This window comes from Chromatiales bacterium 21-64-14 (assembly GCA_002255365.1).
Classification (GTDB): Bacteria; Pseudomonadota; Gammaproteobacteria; order 21-64-14; family 21-64-14; genus 21-64-14.
The window spans coordinates 19,886-27,006 of record NCBI01000030.1; the positions used below are offsets into that span (position 1 = coordinate 19,886).

4 protein-coding genes and 1 pseudogene are annotated in these 7,121 nt (G+C 60.5%); 2 read left to right on the forward strand and 3 right to left on the reverse strand.

Annotated features, from left to right (window positions below; genetic code table 11):
* Nucleotides 1-36: 36 nt before the first annotated feature.
* Together B7Z66_12300 and B7Z66_12305 are read left to right on the forward strand one after the other, a co-directional pair.
* Nucleotides 37-1,875: a hypothetical protein gene (locus B7Z66_12300; GenBank protein OYV75605.1), complete on the forward strand. Its 1,839-nt coding sequence runs from the start codon at nucleotides 37-39 to the stop codon at nucleotides 1,873-1,875.
* 14 nt (nucleotides 1,876-1,889) lie between these two features.
* A complete protein-coding gene (locus tag B7Z66_12305; protein ID OYV75606.1) occupies nucleotides 1,890-3,557 on the forward strand; it encodes a hypothetical protein in 1,668 nt (555 codons plus the stop codon).
* A gap of 43 nt (nucleotides 3,558-3,600) precedes the next feature.
* On the opposite strand, the gene B7Z66_12310 is transcribed toward B7Z66_12305, so the two are convergent.
* From B7Z66_12310 to B7Z66_12320, 3 genes and pseudogenes are all read right to left on the reverse strand, one after another.
* Nucleotides 3,601-4,341, reverse strand: a complete 741-nt coding sequence (locus tag B7Z66_12310; GenBank protein OYV75607.1) for a hypothetical protein — start codon at nucleotides 4,339-4,341, stop codon at nucleotides 3,601-3,603.
* 187 nt (nucleotides 4,342-4,528) lie between these two features.
* Nucleotides 4,529-5,858 (reverse strand): annotated as a pseudogene (locus B7Z66_12315) (hypothetical protein).
* An 11-nt stretch (nucleotides 5,859-5,869) separates the two neighbouring features.
* Nucleotides 5,870-7,090 (reverse strand): cytosine methyltransferase, encoded by a 1,221-nt coding sequence (locus tag B7Z66_12320; protein OYV75608.1) that lies wholly within the window; start codon nucleotides 7,088-7,090, stop codon nucleotides 5,870-5,872.
* Between the last annotated feature and the right edge of the window lie 31 nt (nucleotides 7,091-7,121).

A 7,121-nucleotide genomic window follows, 5' to 3' on the forward strand; every position in this document is an offset into this window, starting at 1 on the left:
TCCCTGTGCCTGACGTGCCGTAATGGAGGCGAACTGATGAAGAGGCTATCCGGTTTCAGATTCGCGATGACGCTGACGAGCTGCATGGCGGTCAGTGCCCTCGCCGGTAGCGCAACCGCGGCGTCAGTCCCCAATACACAGATTCTGGAGCACTCCCAGCCGATGGTCTCGATTACGGAGACTGCGGCGGGTACGCAGACCCAGGTAGCCGCCTATCAATCCTACGTTCTCTCCGGCGCCGGAATCATGACCCCGGCGCTCACGGAAATCGATTTGTCTGCCGCACAAGCTAACGTGCTTGGATTAGTGCCGCCCATCAGCGCGAGCGGGTTACCGACAAGCTACTCGTCGGACCAGTCAGGCGCCGACGCGGTCGGAGGGTACTTCAACCGGTTCGAGGGGGCCATCGCCACCGCTGCGGTGGGAGTGATGCAGGCGCTTCACGCCCAACCGACCGGGGCGATATTTGATTTCGTGCAGGAAATCACGGTGTCGGGTAAAAAGGTCAAGGCGGTTGCCGGGGAATGGGTAAATCCGAACGGGACGTATCGGAATCTCGGGGTGCACGTCGTAGACAACCGGGCGACGGCGCTATTCGCGATCTACAACGAGGGGGCTGTCGTACAGGGACTACCATCGAGCTGGACACTCCCGAACCCCGGTACGTTGACGTGGGCGGTGGCCGACATCAGTATTAACCCGGCAACCGGCGCCCCAACGCTGACTATGAAAACGATCGCCGGAAGCGTGTGGCACACGCAGAACTACCTGCACAGCGGCGGGCTGCTCGGGCAGTACGGGGAATACGACGAACCGCAGTCGGCAAAAAATACTAGCGGGCAGCCGGTCGATATCAATTGTCAGCAGCAGCCGGGCAGTGGCATCTGCGGTGGGTTCGCACCAGGTGCGATTCACAATCCGAACATCACCTTCGACCCGGATGTGGGGCTGGCGGCGATGATCGGAAATAAAACTACACCCGGGCCGGTATATGTCTTGATGCAGCAATACAACGCGACGCAAGCGTTCGTGCTCTACGGGCGTGCGGTGCAACCCGTCTACACGCCGCCATCTGCAAGCGGGACGCAGCAGGCGGTGGTGGCAGTTGGGATCGCATCGAGGAGTGCGGATACGAATTCCTTCGGGTGCCAAGACGCAAGCGGCGGTGCAACCCTATTCAAGAATAGCGGAACCATCGGCTGGCTACTCGATTATTCGTTCGACGAGTACCTCGTGCAGCCGACCGGGACGTTTCAGTTGCTCACGAATATCACGCAACAAAAGGTCTCACCCACACAGAGCTATAGCCAGCAGGCCACGGTGACAGTTCCGAGTGGGCAGACGCCGGCCAGCTATCTTGGTAATGATATCGTGGACCCGTGGGGAACCGGCGCGGTGTATTCAGTATACGCGGACACGGTGCACCAGCTTCCAGCATCCGATTATACCCCGAACCCACTGCCGTCTATTTCAACGAGCTATCAGCATTTCTACACAGAGAGAATCCTTTCCACCGGACAGGACTTATGCATCGACCAGAAGAATCCTTCGAACGTTCTAATTAACGGCGCGGCGGAATCGTGGAGCGCATGGAGGGGGTGGGTTCCAGGATATTCACGGCGCGACGGGAGTCAGTCGTGGTACGGCGGCGTGGTCTATATGACGAACGCCGCACCGGTCGGAACATTGGCGGTGTTGTTTGACGGTCCAGTGCCCGGGGACCGCGGGGAACGATCGATTGTATATAACCCGTATACGACATCTCAGCGTATTACGAGTCCCAACGGAAACGGTTTGACATGGAGTGTTTTCCCAGGTTGGAACTACTGTGCATGGGACAACGGATATACCGTCAACGTATGCGATCATTATTAAAGAGAGGAAGTTGTATGGGCAACTTAAAGAGCAGCCGTTATGATGGCATTTTTGACGCCATAATGCGGGCGATGGCGCTGCTGACCGCCGCGGCCTTTCTATTCGTCTCAACGCTCATCCCCGCGGAGGCGGCGGATTTGTCCTGGGCGCCGTTCAGCCGCGGCGCGGCCAGCCCGTTCCTGGCCGGGATCGCACCACCAGGCGCGCAGCCGATGAAAGGCAACATCGTCTACGTGAACAACCGCTTCAGCGCGGCGATCCTACGAATTCCGGCGGCGGAGCTGTCGAACACGGTCGTTCAGAACCTTGTGAACCAGGCGGAGGTGTTCGCCGTCTATGACCCGGACACCTTCACCGGGTACATCTACGCGGTGCGCACGGTACGCCGCGGAGGTTCCATCTACGTGCAGGAGGCACGGGTCAGCCCAGCGAACGGGACGATTTTTGCACGCGATTTCGAGGGAAAGAATCCGTGGTGGCAATTCAGCGCGCCAGCGGGAACGACCGATTACGGCGCGTTCTACGATATCCAGCCCAACGCCTTCCTGACTGCGGTCGGGCTGACGATGCAGCACATCTGGGCCGCTCATGCGCTCATCGCGACGCTCAACGCGAATCCGGTGAAGACCGTGCATACGAGCGGTTTCTTCATCAAGACGACGACCACGACCTTGAAGACGACGGACTCGCCGGTCTGGACGCTCGCAGTACCCTTCGGCGCTGCAATCGGCCAGACAACCGGCTACACGCTGCCCGTGCAGCCGGCACTCAGCGGTCTGACCGGGGCGGCGACGGCGAGCGTGTTCCGCGGCGTGCATACCCTCGGCGGTGGGGCGACGGTCTGGCGGGATCCGAGTACGGGGCACTTCAGCAATACGCAGGGCGGTGGCTATACGCAGGCCTGGGCGGGGCTGCGGGTGCCGGCCGGAGTAACCTTCGTCGCCGAGGGCGCCGGCAACACGATGCCGGCCGGGAACTGGCTGGCGTTCCAGCACGTGAAGTCGGTTTCGGGGTTCGGGTTTATCCTGGAGATAATCATCGCCGCGGCGCTGACGGCGGTAACGTGGGGGGCGGCAACGGAGGCGCTGCCGGCCTTGATGACTGAGGTTAACATTGAATTGGCCGGGGCACTCACGACTCTCGGAATCCCCGTGACCACTGCAACAATGGCTACCGCGGCTGCCACGGTTGGTGCCGCCGGCAGTCTCGGGTGGTCGGCGGCCGGTGGCGGTAGTCTCGGCGGCCCGGCAAGCTCGACGAGCCCTCTACCGGGATTTGGCGGCGCTTCGGGCGCTCCGGCCTACACGGCATACGCGGTAAACATCGCCAACTATCTCAAGAGTCTCGGGACCGCCAATTATCCGGCCGGTGACAGTGCGGCTTCAAATGCGATGGCTCCGACAACTCAGGCATCGGTGTGGGACTGGCGGCCGGGCACCTTCACCTCGGTGAGCCCGTCCCCGGCCAGTAATCCATTCGTGCCGCCGGCGAACAACGCGCAGTCGATGCCGAGCAGCGTCGGGGCGGTCAACGCCACCGAGACCTACGCGCCGGGCGATGCGCGGGTCTCGCAACCGCTGGGCATGCAGAAGTCCCAGATGCCGCTCACGGGCGGGTCGCCGGGTTATCCGGTGCTCGATACCGGAAACAACCCCTATGGATCGTTGCCACCGCTGCCGTAGAAGCTACCGCCGACGCGAAGAGAACCTCCGCGCCGGCGGATTTTTACTTCCCGCCTCCCTTGTCGCACAGCGCAGAGAGCTGATCTGCAGTCAGGCCGGTTGCTTGTTCCATTTCAGCCTCGATCATCGGGAACCCGACGCCGCGGGTATGGATTTGAACCAAACCACCTAAAAGCATCGCAGTCGCAGGCGGACCACCCCATTGACCGGACAAAGCGTCGCTACGTTTGGATATCACTTCCGGATTGCCTTTCTGAAGCGATTTCACCACGAACCCGATTTGCTCCGCGGCGGGTGGAATAAGCCAGCGATCGGTCGCCCACATAGGGACAAAAATGGATACGGGGCCGCTCTGCGCCTTAGTGCGAAAGGTGGCTCCTTGGATATGGATATCCGTTAGAAGGTTCCTACCATGAAACTGTCCATGCGAGGCTTCCAGTACCCGGATAACGATATCGACCGGAACCGCGGGTTCGGAGCCTTGACCCAAGTGATAGTATTTCCAAATTTTATTCACGTCGTAGCGCAGTTCTTTCTGATACGCCCAATCCGGCAGGCAGTGGCGCGGTCTGAGAACGTCCCAGCCTTCTCCTTCAAAATGGTGCAGATAATTCGTGGAGATTCTCCGCAGAACGAACGCGCGTCCGCTGAATCTGGACAGATCGGGATGTCCGACAATAACGGTCGAGTGGATAGTTCCGGCGTTATCGCTTGCGCACCCGGGCAGCGTCAACGTCGCAAACGCGGCGGCTGTAAGGATGAGAATTTTGGTCAGGTGGTTCATCAAACTGCCTCCGGTAGGTCTGGTATGTCTACGCTCTATTATCCATGATCACGGGGAAATGCAAGCCGGCGATCGTCGTAATGGCGCCGTCTGGGATCGGCGTAATTGGGCTGGCTGCGAGCGCCCGAAGACGGGGTCCCGAGCGGTATCCAGAATGGATGGTTTCGTCCCACGAGCCTCGCCCCATTCAACGCGCCGGCGACGATAGCATCCACTCATACGCTGCCTGGGTAATTACCCCAGGGGGCGGATTCGCGGGCAACCCGTCACGGGTAAGCGTAAGCAGCCGTTTCCGGGCTTCTGGGTGCTGTTTCCCTGCTTCAGCCAGCGCCCGAAGTTCGCGTTCCGCGGTCTCGGGGTCGCTGGCGTCGGCGCAGACCTGAAGCAGTTCAACTTCTCCCGACGCGTTTCTGGCGAGGAAGTCGACCTCATAGCCGCCAGGTGTGCGCACATAAGTAACGGTGCAGCGGCGGCGTTCGAGTTCAACGAGCACGGCAGTCTCCAACGCATGTCTGCTGTTGCTGCGTCCACTGCGATCAAATACCGGGATCAACCCAGCGTCCACCGGATAGGCTTTACGCGGATTTACCATGCGTTGGCGCTCAGAAGTCGACTCCATCCAAACCATATGCACAAGGAAACAATCCTCAAGATAGGCGAGCAGCTGGTGCACCGTGTCTTTGGAGATGGCGATGCCCTGGCTCTTTAGCGTCGCATAGAATTTCTCCACGCTGAAGAGCCCTGCCGCATTGCCGAGCAGGTGCCGGACGAGCCAGCGCAAACCCACCACGTTGCTTACCTCGTGGCGTTCGACGACATCTCGCAATATTGCCACGTCCACGTAGTCCAACAGCAACTGGCGCCGGGCCGCGGTGCCCAGCCCTTGCGCCTCTGGAAAACCGCCGATTGTGAGCCAATCCTGAAAGGCCCGCTCGATCCGAGCGCGTGCAGCGCCGGTGGAAAAACCAGGATCGTCGGGGACGGCTTGCCGGCGGTGACTCAGGGCCTCGGAGAAGCTGAATGGATAGAGCGGGACTTCCCAGGCACGCCCGCGCAGCGCCGTTGCGATCTCCCGGGAAAGCAATGCGGCGGAGGAACCGGTTACGATGATTTCAACTATCCTGGAGTCGAGCAGCCGCCGCACGAATCGTTCCCAGCCTGGAATGGATCTCATCGAAACACCAGGTGACCGTGCTTTTTTCTCCAGCCCCCGGAACTTGCCGGCCGTACTCATCGAGCAAAAATCCCAATTGACTCGCATCCAGATCGGCGAGACGTTCGTCTTCGAAGTTCATATACGGAAGTTGGTCGCGCTTGGCGCCGTGTCCCAACCGGTCGCGGCGCAGTTGGTGTAGTAAAGTGGTTTTCCCGGACCTACGCACGCCGATTACTGCGGTGACCTTTCCGGATAGGCGGGTCGTACCGTAAAGTCGTCGCGGGGTTCCCTCCGGAATCGGCCCCGCAAGGGATTCGGCCAGTTTCTCGTTGACATCCTCCCCGGCATGAATGCCGGAGATTCCTACGGCGCTCAGGCGTGGCATTGAGCCGCTCCTGAGTCGCTTCGGTGGGTTCCTGCTGCTGGCGGCATTGCTGCACCGCTCACTTCACAGGCGAACCGGGCGTGTCCCGCCCTTAAAACGTTGATCGCGCCGACCACATCGGCGTTTTCCTCGAAGCCGCATTCGACACACAAGAATTGCGCCTGCGTCTGCCGGTTGTCCGCCGAGACGTGTCCACAACACGGACAGGTCCGACTTGTGTACTGCGGCGGCACGGCGACAAGCCAGCCTCCGTTCCACGCCAGCTTGTACTCAAGCTGCCGGCGGAACTCAAACCAGCCCTGGTCGAGGATGGCCTTGTTCAGGCCGGATTTCGCTCGAACGTTTCTTTCCGGCTGCTCGGTCGTACCAGCCGCCGACCTAGACATGTTCCGCACCTGCAAGTCCTCGATACACACCATCGCGTGGTTTTGGCTGATCGCGGTCGAGGTCTTGTGCAGGTAGTCGCGGCGGGCGTTGCCGATACGGGAGTGAATCTTCTGTACTCTGGCTTTTGCTTTCCTCCAGTTGTTGCTGAACTTAATCTTACGGCTCATGGCCTGCTGCGCCTTGCGCAGGGCCGTCTCATGCCGTTTGAAGCTGTTGAGCGGCGCGTAGAACGTGCCGTCCGAGAGCGTGGCGAAGCGGATAACACCCATGTCGATGCCGACCGCGCCGCCTTGCGGTATCGGTTGCACAACTTCCCGCTCGGTCTGGATCGAGATATACCACTTGCCGCAGGACCGGCTCACGGTGACGTTTTTCACCGTGCCGAGCACATCCCGGCTGTTGCGGTAGCGCAGCCAGCCGAGCTTCGGCAGGAAGATGCGGGAGTTCCCCTGATCGAGCTTGATCTGCTTCGGGTCGGGGTAGCGGAAGCGGTCGTGCCGGCCCTTCTTCTTGAAGCGCGGGAAGTCGGCGCGTTTGGCGAAGAAGTTGGAATACGCCCGCTCCAAATCTTTGAGCGCCTGTTGCAACGGGTGAATGGGCGCGTCGGAGAGCCAAGGCGTCCCCGCTCCGTTGCGCCAACCCGTGAGTTCCTTGCACAGCCCGGCGTAGCCCAGTTTCTTCTCACCGCGCTCATGACGTTCTTTCTGCAACGCCAGCGCCTTGTTGAACACGAAACGGCACGATCCGGCGAAACGGCGCATCTGGCGCTGCTGTTCGCCGGTAGGCATGAGTTCGCATTTGAAGGCCTGGAGACGTTGCATGCTGTATATTATACTCTTGGTCTATGAGCGA